This window comes from Rhizobium sp. FKL33 (genome assembly GCF_005222915.1).
Taxonomy (GTDB): domain Bacteria; phylum Pseudomonadota; class Alphaproteobacteria; order Rhizobiales; family Rhizobiaceae; genus Rhizobium_E.
The window spans coordinates 1-17031 of record NZ_STFX01000040.1; the positions used below are offsets into that span (position 1 = coordinate 1).

A 17031-nucleotide genomic window follows, 5' to 3' on the forward strand; every position below is an offset into this window, starting at 1 on the left:
CATACCGTCAATAACAAAATTCCAGGCAATCAGAGAAAAATGATAAATACCTGAAACTATTATGATATTTTCATGACGGTTGAGTGATTGGCTTTCGGTGCGCGCAAAACAGGCGCCGGCTGACCTGTCTCCGTCAGTTCGGCGGGATGTTATGGCCTATCTTGAAAGTCCTAGCGTTCTGCCCGCGTCTGGATGCGCGCAAGCAGGCCATTCAGCCAGCCGGGCCGGTCCACGAAACTGGCCGCAGACGCCACGCCGGTGAGGAACCACATCAATCCGCCCGTCTTCACCGAATAGAACGAATTGGAGATGATCATGATGAGCAGCAGATAGATGATCATCATCCCCCGGAACGTCCATCCGCGCGCGTGATTGACCGGCAGGAGAACGAAGGTCGTCCAAAGGCCGATGAACCCGAACAGGCCGAATTTCGTCAGCGTATAGGCATAACCGGAATCTGCGGTGAAGACGTCCGTCGCTTCTGCGCCGAAAATGACCGAGGGCGGTAGATTGGTGAGGATGATGGCCGTGACGGTGAAGCGACCGGCAATCCCGTTGTCGGTATCATCATAGCCCACGACCAGTCCATAAAGCGCAAAGATCGACAGAAACAGGAAGGGCGCAATGATCCAGATCTGTTTCGGCGTCAGGCTGAAGATGGGCCGCATGATGGTGACGACGATACAGGTGTAAAGACCGAACCGCGCATCCGCCATCGCGACCAGCGAAAGGGCGACGATCATCATCAGCCAGCGATATCGGCATTCCCAGCGGAACAGACCCCAAGAATAGAGGATAACCCCGAAGTTGCCCATGGACACCGGCTCCAGGAAAACCGATGAAACGCGATGCTGTCCGAGAAACGGAAGGATGGTGCGCGGCTCCGGCCGGGTGCCGGAAATGAACAGGCCCTTTGTCGCGCCGAAACTGTCCTGTAGCGTCACCGCGCCGCGCGAAATGTAGTAGCCCAGCACGTTGAACCAGTCGAGATAAGTCTCGAGCATGAAATACTCGAACAATGCGAAGGCGAGCGTCACGATACCCGCAGTGAGCGCCAGACGATCCGCCAGCCTGAGATCACGCAGCTTGTATCCAAGCGCGAAGAAGATCGCAGGGCTCGCGGCATCGCGTATCGCTTTCAGATCCGTCTGATGGCGGAGCGCAAACAGCAGCAGCATGTAGCTGACGAACATCGCCATGAAGAGCGGCAGGCCCGAACGACGATCCAGGGCTGCGAGAAACGCGCTGCCGGTAAGCGCCATTTCCATCAACATCACATGGCTGTCGGACATCGCCATGACGCGGGTGTTGACGAAGCAGAGGAACAGATTGAAAGTCAACGTGCCCAGGACAGTGGCGATGGCGACGAACCGCACGAGTTGGGTTGGCGGCGAAAGCGCCGTCTCGTCCATCGCGATCTGGACTGTCTGAGCCGCCGGCATGCCGTCAAGCCGCCCGATCGATCATAACCGCGCCGATCAGCCTGCTGTCACCGTCCGGCAGGTCGTCTATGAAACGCCTCAGACTGATTTCATCGAGCCCCTGCTCCGCCAGCACCAGAATGCCGTCGGCCTGGTTGATCAACGCCGCCTCATGGCGACGCGCCACTGCGCCGCGTCCATCGACCAGGGTGACATGCGGTCGGCGCAGTCGATTGACGAAGTTTCGGAATGTCGGGGCTTGGCCGGCGAGAGACGGCGTCCGAGACAGACGTTCGTAGTGCAGGATATGCGACAGCGGCGCGTCTTCCTGATCGGCCTCATCGGCAAGATCGTCACCATCGGCATAGAGAATGTCGAGCCCCTCCGCATGCAAGCCTTCGGCAAGCTGGCGCACGAGACCGGCGGCGGGACGATCGCGCCCGGGCGATAGAAGGATCACCACATCGGTGACGCCGGCTGAAACTCGCTCGGCGATCTGGGCGACGATCAGCGTCACTCCCCGCCCCCCGACATCGGCGACGTCGGCGCGGGAGCGGAAGGATGCATTGGCCAAACGACCAAGCACAGGCGACCGCTCCACGAGATGAGCAATGATGGGGAGGCCTGGGCGTGTCTCCTCTGCTGCTTCTGCAGACACGCTGATTGACGCGGATCGTTTCCTCTGTACGGACGGCGATAAAGCTTGTGCGTTCCGATCGGGGGCGACACGCGCCGGTTCGTTTTTTGCGCGCGGCAGGAAAGCGCCACCCAATTCCCGCAATACAGCCAGACCGCAGCCGGCAATCAGGCCGAACAGGCCTCCGGCAACCACGATCATGATCTTGGCAAGGCTCGAAGAGGACGACGCGCCGACCGCTTTCGAAATGATGCGGGAATTGTTGGTGTCGGCAAGATCACGCTGGCCGAGTTCTTGCGAGCGCGCAAGGAATGTCTTGTAAAGCGTGCGCAGGGTATCCACCTGGCTCTGGAGCTCGCGCGCCTGGATGGCGGCGGCGCCGGCGTCGAAGCTTGCGCCAGTCAGATCGTTGAGGCGGCGTTCCAGGGCCGCGACATTGGCTTCGCCGCGCTCAACCGCACTCTTCAACGAAACGCGGATGCGCTCCAACTCCTGCTCGATCGACTGGCGCATGCCCGCCACCTGGCTCTGAATGGCCCGCATCTGCGGATGATTGGCGCCGAGAGAAGACGAGCGCTCGTTCATCTGCGCCACGAGATCGGCGTAACGGGCGCGCATGGTTCCGAGCGGCACCGAGGCGATGGCTTCCGGAATGGCGCCGTCCTGGACCGAGCCGATCGTCAGCGACTTGGCTTGCTCATAGCTTGCCCGCTTAGCGCCAAGATCGGCGCGTGCGGCGAGAAGCTGTTTGTTGACGCCCTCGACCTGCTGGTCGATCACAAGGCCCTGCTGGCCGGTCGAGACGATCCTGTTGGCCGCCTTGAAGGCTTCGAGCTCGTTTTCGGCCTTGCGCATTCGTTGTGCAAGCGCCTGAGCCTGCATCTGGAATGCGTCGGAAGCCCGTTCGGAAGCGTCGGTTTTCGCCTCGTGAATCTTCTTCAGGTAAACGGTTGCGATCGCATTTGCGATTTCCGCCGCCCGCGCGGCGTCGGGATGTTTGAAGGCGACCGCAACGACGAAGGACTGGCCCTGCTGTGTGACGAACAGGTTCTTCTGCATTGCGGCAATTGCCGCAGATCGGGCCATGTCCTTGTCGGCGGGTGTTTTCTTGACCAGGAACGCATCGGTGGTGAGATCGAGTTTGTCCACCACTTCGCCGAGGATTTCGGCCGACTGGATAAGGTAGATCTGACTCTCCAGCATTGCTGCGTCCTGGGCGGGACCCGCCACCTGCGGCGACAGCTCTGTCTGGACAGCGGAAAGACCCTGGGGATCGATGAGGATCTGCGCGATCGCCTGGATCGGCGTCTTCACCACCATGGCATAGGCCGCAGCAAGGACAAGACAAACCGCCGCCGTGGCGACCACATACAGCCACCGCCGCAACAGAATGCCCGGAAGTTCGAAAATGTCCATGCTCACGCCTTGGTTCTGAAGCGGCTTTCGAATGGCTGAGTAGCGCCGTCCATATGTCCGCGAGTATCGCGACTTATGGTTAACAGAAGATAAATTTGAATGCGGTTTTGATGCCGCAACCCGGAGCGACACAGACCGGTATGCAGCTTTCTTCAGAGCTGAGCATCGATGAAAACACAAAAGCCCGCCGCGGGAGGAGGAGCGGCGGGCTTTCGATAAACTCGATGACGACTTGGGAGGAGGAGCGTCGTCATCCTGTGATGCACGGCCCTTGGGAGGAGGAGTGGACCGTACAATCCACAAGGCTTTGCGGGAGGAGGATGCATTGCCTTGTTGGAAGTAGGTATAGCCGCATTCGCGAAATCCCGCCAGACGAATTGCTGCAGTGCAGCTATGCGGAATTCGCAAGCCACGAACGAGAAACCCCGCCGAAGCATTGCTTTCGACGGGGTTCAGCGGGGATAGAGATGGCAAGGCTCAGGCAGCCGCCAGTTCTTTCTTCACCATGGCGCGGAGCGCGACGAGGTCCTTCGCAAAGGCGCGGATGCCTTCAGCCACCTTCTCGGTGGCCATAGCGTCCTCGTTCATCATCCAGCGGAAGGTCTTTTCGTCGACAGCGATCTTGTCAACCGGCTTGGACTGCTCCGGCGACAGCTTCTTTTCAAGCACGCCCTGATCAGCGTCGAGCTGTTCGAGCAGAGCAGGGCTGATCGTCAGCCGATCGCAGCCAGCCAGCGCTTCGATTTCGCCGGTGTTGCGGAAGGATGCGCCCATGACGACCGTGTCGATGCCATGAACCTTGTAGTAATTGTAGATCTCGCGCACCGACACGACGCCCGGATCGTTTTCCGACGTGTAGGTCTGTCCGGTGGATTTGACGTACCAGTCGAGAATGCGACCGACGAAGGGGGAGATCAGGAAGACCTTGGCGTCGGCGCAGGCGACCGCTTGCGCCATGCTGAACAGCAGGGTCAGATTGCAGTCGATGCCTTCCCTCTGCAGGATCTCGGCGGCGCGGATGCCTTCCCAGGTGGAGGCGAGCTTGACCAGGATGCGGTCGCGCTCGATGCCGCGCTCCTTGTAGGCGGCGATGACGCCGCGCGCCTTTTCGACCGAGCCTTCGATATCGAAGGACAAGTCCGCGTCGACTTCGGTCGACACGCGGCCCGGCACGAGCTTGGAGAGTTCGACGCCGACGGAAATGGCCAGACGATCAGCCACGGAGGCGATGACCGCCTCTTCCGAGCCGCTCTGCTTCTTGCCCCAAGCCACAGCTTCGGCGACCTGATCCTTGAACATCGGCGTACCCAATGCCTTGAGCACGATTGTTGGGTTGGTGGTGCAATCGATCGGCTTTAGCTTTGCCACGGCTTCGATGTCGCCGGTATCAGCCACGACGGTGGTCATGGCGCGAAGTTGTTCCAGTTTGGATGTCACATTGTCCTCCGTTCGAGCTACTCGGACCCGGCGCGCCGGAGAATCCGCGAGAGAAATATCTGACTTGTCTATTGCCGGATAATGCGACTTATGTCAAACAAAGAGCGCAAATGTTTCAGAAAAAATGCGCCTCGGTTTTTAAGCGCGACGACCTTGTCATCGGGTTCAACGTCGCGCGGCGTGCAAGGTTGCAGGGACTGGCGGCTGCGGACGCCGACGAGAGAATGGGAGACACACACGGTTGGCGAAACTCGAGCGACACAGTCACACGCATCTGATGGATTCGCGCGCGCTGCGGCTCAGAGCGGCCTGGCTCTATTACAACAGGGGCCTCACCCAGAAGGATATCGCCGAACATCTCGGCGTCAGCCGCTCCACAGTCATTCGCATGCTCGACGAAGCGCTGAAACGCGCAGAGGTGCAGATCTGGATCAACGAACAGCCCGGCGATTGCACGGCGCTCGCGCTGCGCCTTGAGGAGACGCTCGGACTGGATGAAGCGATCGTCGTGCCAGGCGAAGGCAATACCGACGAGACCGCGCGTGACGTCGGGGCGGCGCTTGGCCGTTTCCTCTCGGAGGTTATCGCCGACGATCATGCAGTCGGCGTCGGCTGGGGGCGCACATTGAATGCGTCGCTGCAATCGTTTCGCCCTCCCCGGCGCGAGAATGTGCAGATCGTTTCGCTGCTCGGCGGCATTCTGGAGACCAATGCGGTCATCAACCCGATCGATTATTCCTGGCGGCTCGCCAGCCAACTCGACGCCGACTGTCTCCTGCTGCTCGCGCCACTCATCGTCGACTCTGCCGAAACCAAAAAGAGCCTGATCGAACGCTGCGGCCTCGGCAAGCTTTTCGAGCGGGCGAAAAGCCTGGATATCGCCGTTATCAGTTGCGGTGATTTCAGCCCGACCGGCACGTCGATGTCACATAACTTCATTTCGGCGGAAGATCATGCTTCGCTGCTGAAGACAGGCGCAGTCTGCGACACGCTCTGTCACTTCCTAGATGCGGAGGGGCGTGATGTCAGTCACCCAATCCAGGATCGCGTCATGACCGTAGGTCTCGATGCCATCTCGCAGGCGAAGCACATCGTGTTGGCCTCAGGCGGCAAACGGCGCGTGCCTGCGATCCGGGCCACCATCAGGCGCACGGGCTGCCATACGCTGGTGACGGACGAAGCTGCGGCGCGAGGGCTTCTCGGCCTGGATTGAGATCAGGATAGCGTATTCACGCTACCGCTTCACCTGAAGCCAGCCCGTCTCGGACGATCAGAACTCCACCTTTTCCAAGGGCCGGCGACCAGCCTCGAACTCGCGCAGTTTCGCCTCTCTTTGCCCGATGTAATTCCGGCTAAAAGGCACGACATCCTGATGCTTTGCGAGTTGCAACTGCATGATGAAGAGTCGGTCATGTCTGAACGCCGTCTCGGACACCGCCAGATAAAACTCCCACATCCGGAAGAACCGTTCATCATAGAGAGCCACGGCCTCCGCCTTACGCGCCACGAAACGTTCACGCCACGCTCTCAGCGTATGGGCGTAATGCATTGGTAGAATTTCGATATCCTTGATCAACAGGCCAGCCGCCTCGACGGCCGGAAGCACCTCGGCGACCGAAGGCATGTAACCACCCGGGAAGATGTACTTTTCAATAAATGGATTGGTGGCGTAGTTCGGTTTGGTCCGGCAGATGGAATGCAGGACCATGACGCCCTTCTTGTCCAGGCAGCTCGACACCTTTTTGAAGAAGCGCCGGTAGTTGCCGACACCCACATGTTCGAACATGCCGACCGACACGATCCGATCGAACTTGTCCTCCACATCCTGATAGTCGGTGAGCTCGAAGCGAACGCGATTGGACAGCCCCCGGCGCGCGGCGCGATCGCGGGAGACCTTCAATTGCTCTTCGCTGAGCGTGACGCCGGTGACGTCGACCTCCTCCGCCTCCGCCAGATACATGGCCATCCCGCCCCAGCCCGAACCGATCTCGAGCACGCGATTACCCTTCTCGAGGAGAAGCTTGGCGGCGATATGTCGTTTCTTCGCCAATTGCGCCTCGTCCAGCGAAATGCCGGGCGGCTCGAAATAGGCGCAGGAATATTGCCAATCTTCATCCAGGAAGAGATCGAACAGCTTGGCGCTGAGATCGTAATGATGGGAAACATTCTGCAGGTTTCGGTTGATCGGAAAGCGGCTCCACAACTGTGTTGCAATCGCCCGGGCGAGCGTCTTGGCCGCAAGCTTCATATTGCCCGCCTTCCGGACGCCATTCCGCCGCAGCAGGGAAAGCAGATCGAAAATGTCGCCAGCCTCGATCAAGAGCCGACCATCCATATACATTTCGGCGAGCTTGAGCGCGGGATCGGCAACGATGGCGCGCTCCGCTTCCGCATCGGCAATGCGGACAACGATGGTTTCCTCCGATCCATCGCCGAAGAGGCGCTCTTCTCCAGACGCCAAGATGAGTTTGAGCGATCCGGTCTGAACGATCTTGCCGATCATCTGCGCAACGTCCGGCATTCAGTCCTCCATGCCCAGGGCATTCCTTACCAAAATCTAAATGAAAGAATGCGTTATGGCGCCGGGGACCGCAAGTCGAAATCGAACAGCGCGACAGCCGAATCCAGATCGGAATGACGTGAGATTGCGGGAAAAACCAGGAATCGAAAAGGCCTGCCGTGGGAGGAGGATACGGCAGGCCTTCGAATGTTGGCTTGGCAACGGGAGGAGGTGTCGCCAATCCTGCGAAACAGCCTGGGAGGAGGAGTGGCTGTTTCAACGAAGAGCGGCGCTGGGAGGAGGATGCGCTGCTCTTGTGAAGAGATAGATAGCCCAGATGACGGGCGTCAGAAAGTCAGAATTTCGCAGCACAGCCATGCATTTTTGAGTTAGGTTGAGAGCGCAGACTCATATGTCATTGACATATTTATATTTTCTATCTTGATGCATCAGTTCTGCGCGAAAATTCATGTTCAAATATGACAGGAACGTGGCAAAGCAAAACGGAAAAGCGCCCGCCTTCAGCGAGAAGGCAGGCGCATCTTGATTTTAAACTGAGATCGGCAGCGCGATTATGCGGCGATCGAGGCGCGGGCGATGCGGCGGATGTCTTCGCGGGCAATGCCCAGATCGTTGAGTTCGCGATTGGTCATACGGCCGAGTTCGTTGACGGTCTGACGATACTTGCGCCAAGCGTTGATGCTGCGTGCGACGTTCATGATGATCCCTTTCCTGGGTCTTTGTGACGTCAGCTGCCCGGCTTTTTCTTGCTCGGCCCCGGCGTCGTTTCGATGATTGGAATATAGGCGCGGAACGAGTTTTGTAACAGCGCAAAGCTCTCAACTCACCCATGCATCAACTGCATATCGACGACAGATGCTGCTGTTTCTGCCTCACCCGGACGCATCGAGACCACGAAAAGACGTCTCAAATTTGGAGCCTTGCAAAGCGGCGACATGACGGCTAATCCCGGATGATACCGTTAACAGGAGCCTCATACGGGATGAGCGACAACCGCAAGCCGCCGACCATGGCCGACATAGCGCGTCTTGCGGGCGTGTCGCTGATGACGGTGTCCCGCGCCTTCAAACCCGACAGCCTGATCAGCCGCGAGACGCGCGAAACGATCCTCAAGACAGCAGAAGATATCGGCTATGTCTTCGATTCAACCGCGTCCAATTTCCGCTCGCAGAAGTCCGATTTCGTCGCCGTCACCATTCCCGCCATCAGCAATCCCAACTTCGCCGATACGGTCGGCGGCCTGGCCGACGTCCTGGCCGCGCGCGGCCTGCAGATTCTTCTGGGCTACACCAACTATCATATGCAGAACGAAGAACGGCTGATCGAGCAGTTTCTCCGGCGCAAGCCGCAAGCGATCGTGGTCACCGGCGGCAAGCACACCGATCGGGCCCGGAAGCTGCTGAAGAACGCGCATATGCCTGTGATCGAGACATGGGACGCACCCAGCGAACCGATCGGCAACTATGTCGGCTTCTCCAATGCCGGAGCCGTCCGGCAGATGGTCGATCATTTCGTGATGGCGGGCTATCGCCGCATCGCCTTCATCGGCGGCGATGTCGGACGCGACACGCGCGGCAGCGATCGGCGGATGGGCTTTGTCGCCTCCATGCTCGCGCATGGACTGGATGCGACGCGGCTGATCGCAGCTGGGCCGCCGCCGATTTCCGCACTAGAGGGCGCCGCGGCGATGGCGCGGTTGTTGGAGGCCTATCCGGACACCGAGGCGGTGATCTGCGTGTCCGACCAGTCCGCTTTCGGCGCATTGACCGAATGCCAGCGGCGCGGACTGACGCCCCCTGCCGACATCGCCGTCGGCGGTTTCGGCAATTTCGAAATCGGCGCGGTGTCCAACCCGCGTCTGACCACGATCGATCCTTCGTCACGGATGATCGGCGAGAAAACCGCCGCCCTCATCCTCGATATTCTCGACGGCGGGCCGGGAGCCAATGTCGAGATCACGCCGGCGCTCATCGTTCGCGAGAGCAGCCGCTAAGGCTTCGGTTGGGCTGTCTTGGGCAGCCGATAGGCGATCACATAATCGCCGGGCGTCGTTTCGAGCGCGGCGTGACCGCCGGCGACGATCACCACCACCTGATCGCCATGCGCGTCGAGATAGGTCATCGGCGTCGCCTGCCCACCCGCCGGCAACCGCGCGCGCCACAATTCCTCGCCGCTGTCCACATCGTAGCCGCGAATATAGTCGTCGAGCGTCGCCGCCAGAAAGGCGACGCCGCCGCGGGTGACGATCGGGCCGCCGATGCCCGGAACCCCCATCTCGAAGGGCAAAGGGGCCGGCGCCAGGTCGCGCACCGTGCCGTTGACGCGCCTGTAGCGCAGCGCCCCTGTTTCGAGATCGGCGCTGGCGACATAGCCCCAGGGCGGAGCCTGGCAGGGCAGACCGAGCGGCCCTACAAAAGGCCCGAGGCGAACGCTGTAGCGGAGCCCGGCATTGTCGATCAACACGCTTTTCATGCGTTTGGGCGGGGTTTCCTTCGGCTTTTCATGCGGCACGAGCCGCGCCACATAAGCGAGATAGGTCGGCATGCCGAACAGGATGCGCCGCTCGGGATCCACCGCGATCCCGCCCCAGTTGAACACGCCGAAATTGCCGGGATAGACGATCGTGCCCTGCTGCGAGGGCGGCGTGTAACGTCCCATATAGCGACGTGAATGAAACCGGATTCGGCAGGAGAGCTGATCGAAGAGCGTGACACCCCACATATCCGTCTCCGTCAATGGCGGCGGCGCAAACGATAGCGACGACAAAGGCTGACTTGGGGCCGTCTTCTCACCCGGTATGAGGCTGGAGGGCGCCTCAGCCTCGCCAATCGGTAGCAGGGGCCCGCCGGTCCGCCGGTCCAGCACATAAATGTCGCCCTGTTTGGTGGGCGCGGCCAGCGCCGGAACGGACGCGCCCGACGCCATGTGGAAGGAAAAGAGGGAGGGTTGGGCTGGCACATCCATGTCCCAGAGATCATGCCGGACCGTCTGAAAAGACCATCTGACCTTCCCGGTTTCGATCTCCAGCGCCACGATGGCCGATGAGAATTTCTCCATCGCCGCGCTGCGCCCCTGCCCCAAATGATCGGGCGGGCGATTGCCCATCGGCGCATAGATCAGCCCGAGCTCCTCGTCGGCTGACGAAATCGACCAGCTGTTGGGAGATCCGGCTGTATAGAATTGGTCGTCGCCGATCGGCTGGGTCGCCTCGGGATTGCCGGAATCCCAGTTCCACAGAAGCCGGCCGGTGACGGCGTTATAGGCGCGGATCACACCGGAAGGGGCATTCAGGCCGGCGCTGTCGCTCACCGCGCCGCCAACGATGACCTTTCCCCGGGCGATGACCGGCGGTGACGTATTGTAGAAGAAGCCGGTTTCCGCATGCGGCAGACCGCGGAGAAGATCGACGACGCCGTTGGTCCCGAAGCCCCGGCATAGGGCGCCGGTGTTGGCATCGACAGCCGTCAGGCGGCCGCCGGCCGCCGGAAGGAAGATCCGTTGACTGCATGGCGCGCCGGAGGCTGCCTTATCCCGAAAATAAGACACGCCGCGGCAGGTCTGACTGCGCGACGCTGCGCCCGCCTGTTTTACAGCATCGAAACGCCAGATCTCTCCGCCGGTCGTGGCGTCGAGCGCGATCACCTGGCTATGCGGCGTGCAGAGATAGAGACGATCGCCGACCTTGAGCGGCGTCGCCTGGTAGCTTGCTTCCACCACCTCCTTGCCGCGCTTCTTGTCGCCGGTCTGGTAGCGCCATGCTTCTTCGAGCGACCCGATATTGTCGGGGGTGATCTGCTCGAGCGTCGAGAAACGCTGTCCTGACAGAGCGCCGCCGTAATGCGGCCAGTCGGCGCCGGGCGCATCTCTTCCCGCCATGGCGGGGGCTTTTTCCTTCGGTCCAACGTCCGGGGCGAGATCGGGATCGGAAAATCCTCCGACGTTCACGGCCAGAGCAACCAAAGCCACGGGAAGACCGACGTAACCAAGGCGAGGCATTTTGAATGACGGCCGGTCGAGCCGTTTGCGGAGCCAGGGGGTTGCGAGCCACAGACCGGTCAGGACGACGAGGCCGATGCGCGGCAACAGCCCCCACCAATCGAACCCCGCCTCGGCGACAGCCCATCCGAGACTGGCCAGGATCCCCGCTCCGAAGACGGGCAAAACGACGGCGGCGCGCCGCCAAAGGAGAATCGCGGTCGCAAGATAAAGCGCCCCGATGGCCAGATAGGCGACGCTGCCGCCTAGCCAGGCAAGGGTCCATCCCTCGCGCGCCAGCACGATCCCGATCGCCGCGCAGGCAATGGCTGTCAGTTTTTCAATCAACACGGCCCCTCCTCCGCGGGCCGCGACTTTTAGCAGAAGAGCCCGCTGACAGAAAGGCGTTCGCACACCTCATCCCCTTGAGACGACAAGAAAATCCCAGACATAGATCACCTGAATTTCCTTGAAATTCAAAATCAACCTACAGAATTGACTTCATTTTACATTTTCTATTATATTGAATGGACGTTCAGCAAATACGGAGCAGGTCGATGACGATACAGACCCCGATTGCCGCGCCACCCCAGGGCTGGGATCGACGCGGACTGCCCGGCTGGACCTATCACAGCCCCGCTTTGCTGGAGCTCGAAAAGGAGCATGTTTTCCGACGCAGCTGGCAGCTCGCCTGCCATGTCTCCGACCTGCCCACGCCCGGCAACTACATCACGCTCGACATTGTCGGCGAACGCGCGCTGGTGCTGCGCGGGCAGGATGGCGTGATCAGGGCGTTCCACAATATCTGCAAGCATCGCGGCTCCAGGCTGGTCGCCGATGAAAAAGGCGCCTGCCGCAATGCGCTGGTCTGTCCGTTCCATGGCTGGGTGTACAATTTGGATGGCGCCCTGCGCGGTCCGGCGCGACCGGATACGTTCCCGCCGCTCGACAAGCGCGAATTCGGTCTCAGCGAAATCGATTGCGAAGTCTGGCTCGGCTTCGTCTTCATCCGCTTCGCCGCCGGCGATCAACCCGCCGTCGAGGCGCTCATGGCGCCCTATCACGAGCAGCTCTCGCATTACCGGATGGATACGGCCGTCCCGGTCGGGAAAATCTGGACGCAGACCTCGCCGGTCAACTGGAAATCGGTCCGCGACGTCGACAATGAGGGCTATCACGTCGCCATGGCGCATCCGGCGCTGCAGGATCTCTACGGCTCGACCTATTATGACGAACCGTTCGTAGACGGCGTCTGCCGGTCCTTCGCGACCTACAATCCGCATGCCGGGCGGCGCTGGAGCGTGCGCAACTATGTGAAACTGTCGAAGAATTCGATAGGCCTGCCGGAGCCGCTGGAAAAGGCCTGGATTTACTACGGCCTGTTTCCCAACAACGTCATCGCCGTCACTCCTGAGGCCATTCAGTTCTATCAGGAATTCCCGCTTTCGACCGGAGAGACGTTGCTGCGCGGCGCGGTCTATCGCTATCCCGAGGAAGACCGTCGCCAGCGGCTCGCCCGCTATCTCGCCGCCCGCATCGACCGCGACACGATGGCGGAGGATGTGCAACTGACCGTCTGGTCGAACGAGGCGATGGCGTCGAAGAATTTTTCGAGCTTCTTTCTCTCCGATCTCGAATATGGCGTGCGCACCCATCACGACCATCTCCGCCGGACGCTGCCGGTGATGACGCTCGACGCCGCCCCGGCCGAGAGCGAGATGGAGGCCGTCAACGCCGCGCTTCGCCAAACTCCGCCCGCGCCCCTGCCGTGACGGCGCGTCCGCCGACCCCTTCAGCAAAATCACGCCCCCTCTCATCATCCGCGCCGATCGATGCTAGGAGGGGGGCGATCATCAAGCTGGAGATTCTTCCGTGAGCCCAACCTGGACCAAACCCGTGACCCTGGCGCTCGAAGGCCCCGGCAAATTCACCACCATCCGCACGCTGCAGGAAGCCACCTGGGCGCTGATCGAAGACTGGCCGGTTGAGGACGGCCCTGCGCTGGACCGGGCGCTCACCGTGATCGAGGCCGCGCTCAAGGGCAAGAAAAAACCCGAAGACGCCCGCATGGCCTTCATCGCCGCCGCGCGCGAAGCGCAGATCGAAATGCGGGAGTGACGAGGCTCTCCACTGCGTCAACATGGCGGATGTCGCAAGACCCCGTTTGGGCGTAGGGCTCCCTTACTGAACAAGGGTCAAAATCATATGCAGTCGTCCGACATCTGGGATTGGTTCCCGATCGTGTTTTTCCCGCTCAAGATCGCCGTGCTGGGGGTTGGCATGTTCTATGCGATTAAATGGCATCGCGATCAGGATAAGAAGGGGTAGAAGGGGAAAGGGAGTAGCTGTCTTGTCCGCTTTGCGCCAATAGCGGTCATATCACGAAGCGTTCGCGAAGGTCCGCTACCGACCTCATTGTGGTCGTTCAAACCTAACCGTCAATTCCCCAAAAACCATCGCTCTTGGAGCGTCAAGCTGCCTCCATCATCCGCGCCCCCCGGCTCGAGCGCGCGGCCTGACTATCCTGAGCAAACGTCGCCGACGGCGATGGCGAGATGTTCAGCGAACGCGTTCTTCATGCAGCCCGTTCCGAAATCGCTGTGCCCGCCGCCCAGCCGGACGACCACGCCCACTGGAAATTGTAGCCGCCGAGCCAGCCGGTGACATCGGCCACCTCGCCGATGAAATAGAGCCCGTCGACGGTTTTGGCCTCCATCGTCCGCGAGTTCAGACCGTCCGTGTCGACTCCGCCAAGCGTCACCTCGGCTGTACGGTAGCCTTCCGAGCCGATCGGAAAAACCTCCCAGTTCTGAAGAGTCGCGGCGATGGCGGTGAGCTTTCTGTCGCTCGCCTCGCCGATCGGTCCGGTCCAGCCATGGATCTCGGCGAGATAGGCGGCCAAGCGTTTGGGCAGGATGTCGCTGAGCACGGTCGAGATCGCACGGCGTCCGTTTTCTCGCTTGGCCGAGGCAAGCGAGGCAATGACGTTGTCGCCGGGCAAAAAAGCGATGCGGATCGGCTGCCTTTCGCGCCAGTAGGACGAGATTTGCAGGACCGCCGGCCCGGAAAGGCCTCGATGCGTGAAGAGCAATGCTTCCTCGAAGGCCGTTTTACCGCAGGACACGCGCGCGTTGACCGCTACGCCCGCCATCTCTCTAAATCCGGCGAGGACGTCCTCGCCGAAGGTGAGCGGAACGAGCGCAGGGCGCGTTTCGGTGACGGCGAGTGCGAATTTTTCCGCGATCTGGTAGCCAAGACCGGTCGCGCCCATTTTTGGAATAGACTTGCCGCCGCAGGCGACGACGAAATGCCTGCTGCGGATTATCGCTGCCCGATCGCCGCCGAGCGTGACGGTAAAGCCGCTAACGTCGCGCTCGATTGATTCGAGTATGGCGCCCAAGCGCAATTCGCAACCGACCTGGTTCATCTCGTCTAGAAGCATCGAAATAATCTGTGTCGCCGAAGTGTCGCAGAAGAGCTGGCCGAGCGTCTTCTCGTGCCAGGCGATGCCGTGTTTTTCGACGAGCGCGATGAAATCGTGCTGCGTGTAGCGACCCAGGGCCGACTTGGCGAAATGCGGGTTATTAGAGATGAAATTCTTCGCGCTCGCGCCGATATTGGTGAAATTGCAACGACCGCCGCCGGAGATGCGAATCTTTTCGCCCGGCGCCTTCGCATGATCCACGACCAGCACGCGGCCGCCGCGGGCAGCGGCATAGATCGCGCACATCATGCCTGCCGCGCCCGCGCCGAGGATAACGGTGTCGAAGGTTTCACACCGCATGGGATGCAGCTCTTGCACGTGCAGGGCAGCTTACCAATAAGGCAAGCCTCGTAGTTACTTGGAACATCGCAGTTTAGTCTCGCTGGCGCTCGGATCGAAGAGAAACATGAACAGAAGACGGTTATGGCACGCAGTAGCCAGCGATAACAATCCTAACCGGATCATGGCAAATCCAATCATTTTGCGCATAGGGGCGAAAGCGGTCTCCAAGGCGCCGCCGCTGGGCGCGCCTTGCTGACTCGTCCCATTCGCCTGCTGAAGGCTGCTCTCGCAGTTGAGCCGCCCGAAACCTCCCTGTCCGCTACCGGCCCCAATTCATCCATAGGTCGATCTGATCTCATATGTCCGCAATGGGCCAAAACCCTCCCCTCACCCCCGCCAAAGCCCTTCCCTGACCAACTCATCCTGCGTCAACCTGATCGCCTTGTCCAAAATCTCCCGCATCCGGTCGATCTCGCCGCGCTCGATCACCAGCGGCGGGCTCATCACGCACATATGGATCAGCGGCCGCACGAGCAGGCCGAGGTCCTGGCAGTGGCGGTCAATGCGTTTGCCGACTTCGAGATCGAGCGCCAGCGGGTTGTTGCTGACGTGATCGGCCACGCATTCGACGCAGGCCATCAGGCCAAGCCCGCGCACTTCGCCGACCAGCGGCAGCGCTTCCAGCGTCTTCAGGCTTTGCTGGAAATAGGACGCCACTGCGCGGGCATGGTCGAGAATGCCGCCTTCGAGCAGGTCGAGATTGGTGTTGGCGACGGCGCAACCGATCGGGTGGCTGGAATAGGTCAGGCCATGGGCGAACATGGCGTCCGAATGGTTGGAGCGGCGCAGTTCTTCGAACAGGCGCTCGGCGATCATCACCCCGCCGAGCGGGAAATAGCCTGAGGTCACGCCCTTGGCGAAGGTGATCATGTCGGGGGTTATGCCAAACACCTGTTCGGAAGCGAAGACATGGCCGAGCCGGCCGAAGGCGGTGACCACCTCGTCGGCGATGAACAGGATGTCATGCTCCGCGCAAATGGCGCGCATGCCGGTGAGATAGCCGTCCGGCGGCACGATCACCCCGCCCGAGGCCATGATCGGCTCGGCGATGAAGGCGCCGATCGTGTCTGAGTCTTCCCGGGCGATGAGATCGCGGAATTCCTGCAGCAGATGCGCGCAGAACGCCTCGACCGTCATGTCGGCGGGACGGCGGAAGGGATTGGGGCACGAGAGTTTCAACACCTGCTCGCTGGCGCTATCCATCCAGTCATGGTCGCGCGGACGGCCATTGAGCGAGGCCGAGAGATAGGTCGAGCCGTGATAGGCGCCCTCTCTGGAGACGATCCGCTTTTTGCCCGGCCGACCCAAAACATTGTTGCGGAACTGCATGAAGCGCAGCGCCGTCTCGACGGCTGAGGAGCCGCCGGTGGTGTAGAACACGTGCCGCAGGCCCTCCGGCGCATGACCCGCCAATCGCGCGGCGAGCTCCGCCGAGGGATCATTGGTGGTGTACCAGGGCGAATTGTAGGACAGCGCAATGGCCTGCTCGGCCATGGCGTCGACGATCTCGCGCCGGCGATGGCCGACATTGACGCACCACATGCCGGCGGGGCCATCAATCAGGCGGCGGCCGGCGTGATCCGTCACATAGATGCCGTCGCCTTCGAGAATGCGCCCGCGCGCCTCGGCGCCAATCGAGCCAGACACCGGCCAGGGCTGCACGAGATGATCCCGGGCCAGGCGATCGGCCGGATCTTCCGCCGCATACGCATCTTTCACGACCGCCGCCATATCAGCACCTCCCAGGTTAAGCCTCTCTGAGCACGGCGCAATTCCGATTATTTTGAATGTCCGTTCA

At 60.9% G+C, this 17031-nt stretch carries 12 protein-coding genes; 4 read left to right on the forward strand and 8 right to left on the reverse strand.

Features of this window, described 5'->3' with window-relative positions; all coding sequences use genetic code 11:
• Nucleotides 1-170 precede the first annotated feature (170 nt).
• The 3 genes from E8Q41_RS22250 to tal all read right to left on the reverse strand — a co-directional run bounded on the left by E8Q41_RS22250 (nucleotide 171) and on the right by tal (nucleotide 4911).
• Nucleotides 171-1442 (reverse strand): UDP-phosphate alpha N-acetylglucosaminyltransferase, encoded by a 1272-nt coding sequence (locus tag E8Q41_RS22250; RefSeq protein ID WP_137157770.1) that lies wholly within the window; start codon nucleotides 1440-1442, stop codon nucleotides 171-173.
• A gap of 4 nt (nucleotides 1443-1446) precedes the next feature.
• Nucleotides 1447-3474 carry a Wzz/FepE/Etk N-terminal domain-containing protein gene (locus tag E8Q41_RS22255; protein ID WP_137157771.1) on the reverse strand — a complete coding sequence of 676 codons (2028 nt, stop codon included), beginning with the start codon at nucleotides 3472-3474 and terminating at the stop codon, nucleotides 1447-1449.
• Between the two features lie 477 nt (nucleotides 3475-3951).
• On the reverse strand, nucleotides 3952-4911 hold the full coding sequence (tal, locus tag E8Q41_RS22260) for a transaldolase (protein WP_137157772.1): 960 nt from the start codon (nucleotides 4909-4911) through the stop codon (nucleotides 3952-3954).
• Between the two features lie 241 nt (nucleotides 4912-5152).
• On the opposite strand from tal, the gene E8Q41_RS22265 reads away from it, so the two are divergent.
• Nucleotides 5153-6124 (forward strand): sugar-binding transcriptional regulator, encoded by a 972-nt coding sequence (locus E8Q41_RS22265; protein WP_137157773.1) that lies wholly within the window; start codon nucleotides 5153-5155, stop codon nucleotides 6122-6124.
• A gap of 57 nt (nucleotides 6125-6181) precedes the next feature.
• Here the strand turns inward: E8Q41_RS22265 and E8Q41_RS22270 are convergent, their stop codons facing one another.
• Both E8Q41_RS22270 and E8Q41_RS22275 read right to left on the reverse strand, forming a co-directional pair.
• On the reverse strand, nucleotides 6182-7432 hold the full coding sequence (locus E8Q41_RS22270; protein ID WP_137157774.1) for a cyclopropane-fatty-acyl-phospholipid synthase family protein: 1251 nt from the start codon (nucleotides 7430-7432) through the stop codon (nucleotides 6182-6184).
• Nucleotides 7433-7983: 551 nt separating this feature from the next.
• Nucleotides 7984-8130 (reverse strand): DUF1127 domain-containing protein, encoded by a 147-nt coding sequence (locus E8Q41_RS22275; protein WP_137157775.1) that lies wholly within the window; start codon nucleotides 8128-8130, stop codon nucleotides 7984-7986.
• 284 nt (nucleotides 8131-8414) lie between these two features.
• On the opposite strand from E8Q41_RS22275, the gene E8Q41_RS22280 reads away from it, so the two are divergent.
• Nucleotides 8415-9425, forward strand: a complete 1011-nt coding sequence (locus E8Q41_RS22280; RefSeq protein ID WP_137157776.1) for a LacI family DNA-binding transcriptional regulator — start codon at nucleotides 8415-8417, stop codon at nucleotides 9423-9425.
• Here E8Q41_RS22280 and E8Q41_RS22285 read toward each other — a convergent pair.
• Nucleotides 9422-11758, reverse strand: a complete 2337-nt coding sequence (locus tag E8Q41_RS22285; protein WP_246660293.1) for a membrane-bound PQQ-dependent dehydrogenase, glucose/quinate/shikimate family — start codon at nucleotides 11756-11758, stop codon at nucleotides 9422-9424. The two genes, E8Q41_RS22280 and E8Q41_RS22285, sit on opposite strands and share 4 nt — an antisense overlap.
• Nucleotides 11759-11964: 206 nt before the next feature.
• On the opposite strand from E8Q41_RS22285, the gene E8Q41_RS22290 reads away from it, so the two are divergent.
• Together E8Q41_RS22290 and E8Q41_RS22295 are read left to right on the forward strand one after the other, a co-directional pair.
• On the forward strand, nucleotides 11965-13179 hold the full coding sequence (locus E8Q41_RS22290; RefSeq protein ID WP_137157777.1) for an aromatic ring-hydroxylating dioxygenase subunit alpha: 1215 nt from the start codon (nucleotides 11965-11967) through the stop codon (nucleotides 13177-13179).
• 100 nt (nucleotides 13180-13279) lie between these two features.
• Entirely contained in the window at nucleotides 13280-13525 is a 246-nt protein-coding gene (locus tag E8Q41_RS22295) for a DUF982 domain-containing protein (protein ID WP_137157778.1), read from the forward strand.
• Between the two features lie 457 nt (nucleotides 13526-13982).
• Here the strand turns inward: E8Q41_RS22295 and E8Q41_RS22300 are convergent, their stop codons facing one another.
• Nucleotides 13983-15191 carry an NAD(P)/FAD-dependent oxidoreductase gene (locus tag E8Q41_RS22300; RefSeq protein WP_137157779.1) on the reverse strand — a complete coding sequence of 403 codons (1209 nt, stop codon included), beginning with the start codon at nucleotides 15189-15191 and terminating at the stop codon, nucleotides 13983-13985.
• Between the two features lie 369 nt (nucleotides 15192-15560).
• Nucleotides 15561-16964: an aminotransferase gene (locus tag E8Q41_RS22305; RefSeq protein WP_137157780.1), complete on the reverse strand. Its 1404-nt coding sequence runs from the start codon at nucleotides 16962-16964 to the stop codon at nucleotides 15561-15563.
• Between the last annotated feature and the right edge of the window lie 67 nt (nucleotides 16965-17031).

What these genes read in the sequence shown, in the direction of transcription:
- E8Q41_RS22250 (WP_137157770.1), bottom strand. Translation starts at nt 1,442, where the DNA reads ATGCCGGCGGCTCAGACAGTCCAGATCGCGATGGACGAGACGGCGCTT.
- E8Q41_RS22270 (WP_137157774.1), bottom strand. Translation starts at nt 7,432, where the DNA reads ATGCCGGACGTTGCGCAGATGATCGGCAAGATCGTTCAGACCGGATCG.
- E8Q41_RS22305 (WP_137157780.1), bottom strand. Translation starts at nt 16,964, where the DNA reads ATGGCGGCGGTCGTGAAAGATGCGTATGCGGCGGAAGATCCGGCCGAT.
- E8Q41_RS22275 (WP_137157775.1), bottom strand. Translation starts at nt 8,130, where the DNA reads ATGAACGTCGCACGCAGCATCAACGCTTGGCGCAAGTATCGTCAGACC.
- E8Q41_RS22290 (WP_137157777.1), top strand. Translation starts at nt 11,965, where the DNA reads ATGACGATACAGACCCCGATTGCCGCGCCACCCCAGGGCTGGGATCGA.
- E8Q41_RS22255 (WP_137157771.1), bottom strand. Translation starts at nt 3,474, where the DNA reads ATGGACATTTTCGAACTTCCGGGCATTCTGTTGCGGCGGTGGCTGTAT.
- E8Q41_RS22280 (WP_137157776.1), top strand. Translation starts at nt 8,415, where the DNA reads ATGAGCGACAACCGCAAGCCGCCGACCATGGCCGACATAGCGCGTCTT.
- E8Q41_RS22300 (WP_137157779.1), bottom strand. Translation starts at nt 15,191, where the DNA reads ATGCGGTGTGAAACCTTCGACACCGTTATCCTCGGCGCGGGCGCGGCA.